Source organism: Streptomyces sp. NPDC058964 (assembly GCF_042741275.1).
Lineage (GTDB): Bacteria > Actinomycetota > Actinomycetes > Streptomycetales > Streptomycetaceae > Streptomyces.
Window position 1 is genome coordinate 1 of sequence record NZ_JBHYKH010000899.1, and the last position, 1,857, is coordinate 1,857.

The window sequence follows — 1,857 nt, forward strand, 5'->3', positions numbered from 1 at the left end:
CCCCGTGCTCGGCGACCAGATGCCGTGCCGTCAGGGCGCCCAGGCCGCCGGTGCCGCCGGTCACCAGGACCGCCCCCGACGTGGACCACGCTCCGTCGCCGGCCGTGACGGTCTCCCTGACCATGCGCGGTGCGAGCCACTCGTTCCCGCGCACCGCCAACTCCGGCTCCCCGTCCGGGAGTACGTCCGGGACAGGGGCGCCGTCAGCGACGTCCACCAGCACGATCCGGCCCGGGTGTTCCGCCTGCGCGGCGCGCACCAGGCCCCACACGGCCGCCTGCTCCAGATCGTCCGGACCCCGGTCGGCGGCGACGGACACCGCTCCCCGGGTCACCACCAGCGGCCGTGCCTCACCCGAGAGCGAGGACTGCAGGGCCGTCAGGACCTCGGACACCGTGGCGCCGGACACCACCTCGAATCCGGCGGTGCCGACCGACGGCCCCTGCGCCGGGACCCACTCGACCCGGTACAGCGGTACCGCGCGGGCCGACCGGCCCTCGTCAGCCGCGGGCCGGAGGACGAGTCGGCCGACCGTCGCGACCGTGGCGCCCGCCGGGTCCGTCAGGTGCAGCGAGACACCGGAGGCGGCCGGGGTGACGTGCACGCGCAACACGGTCGCCCCGACCGCGCGTACCGTCACATCGGTCCAGGCAAAGGGGAGTTCGGGGCCGACCCCGTCCTCGTCGAGGCCGATGACGTGCAGGGCGGCGTCCAGGAGCGCCGGGTGCACGACATAGCCGGCCGGATCCACACCGTCGGGCAGGGCGACCTCGGCGTACAGCTCCTCGCCCCGGCGCCAGGCCGCGCGCAGGCCCTGGAACGCGGGTCCGTAGCCGTATCCCCGGGCATCCATGCGCGCGTAGGCGTCGGTGACGTCGAGCGTCTCGGCGTCCTCCGGCGGCCAGGCTCCGCCGTCGTCGGCCGGGGCGGCCGTGGCCGGGGCCAGCAGGCCCTGGGCGTGCACGGCCCAGTCCGTGTCGGCGGTGCGGGAGTGGACGGTCAGCGGGCGGCGGCCGTCCGGCCCCGGCTCCTCGACCACGAGCTGGATCTCCACGCCCGTGTCGGTGCCGTCCAGCGTCAGTGGGGTCTGGAGCGTGAGTTCCTCGACGGTGTCGCACCCTGCCAGGTCGGCCGCACGTACGGCGAGTTCGACGAATCCCGTGCCGGGCAGCAGGACGGTGCCGCCCACGGCGTGATCGGCCAGCCACGGGTGCGTGCCCACGGAGAGCCGTCCCGTGAGTACGAGCCGTTCCGAGCCCGCGACCGTCAACGCGGCGCCCAGCAGAGGGTGCGCGGCGTCCGAGAGGCCCAGTGCGGTCGGGTCCGCCGGGCCGTCGTCCAGGGCGTCGAGCCAGTAACGCCTGCGCTGGAAGGCGTAGGTGGGCAGTGGGGCCGCTTCCCGGTCCGGACCGAGACACGCCGACCAGTCGACCGGCACACCGTGCAGGTGCAGCGAGGTGACCGCGGTGACCAGTGAGCCGGGCTCGTCGTGCCCCCGGCGCAGGGCGGGCAGCAGGCGTCCGTCGGTCACCGACTCGGCGCCCATCGCCGTGAGCACGGCGTCCGGACCCAGCTCCAGGAAGGTGGCGACGCCCTGTTCCTGGAGGGTACGGACCGCGTCGGCGAAGCGGACCGCCTCGCGGACGTGCCGTACCCAGTACTCCGGGTCGGCCAGCTCCTCGTACGTCACCTCGCGGCCGGTCAGCGTGGACACGATGGGGATGCCCGGCCGCATCGGGTTCAGGACCTGTGCGAACTGGCGGAACTCGGCGAGCATCGGCTCCATCAGCGGGGAGTGGAAGGCGTGGCTGACGCTGAGCCGCTTCGTCTTGCGGCCCGCCTCGGAGAAGTGCCGTA

Annotated in this window: 1 protein-coding gene; it reads right to left on the bottom strand. The window is 74.6% G+C overall.

Translation table 11 applies throughout. The annotated features are described in order from the left end of the window. Positions 1 to 1,857, bottom strand: a 1,857-nt coding sequence (locus ACFW2E_RS46160) for a polyketide synthase dehydratase domain-containing protein (protein ID WP_384477980.1), incomplete at both ends; no start/stop codon positions are given.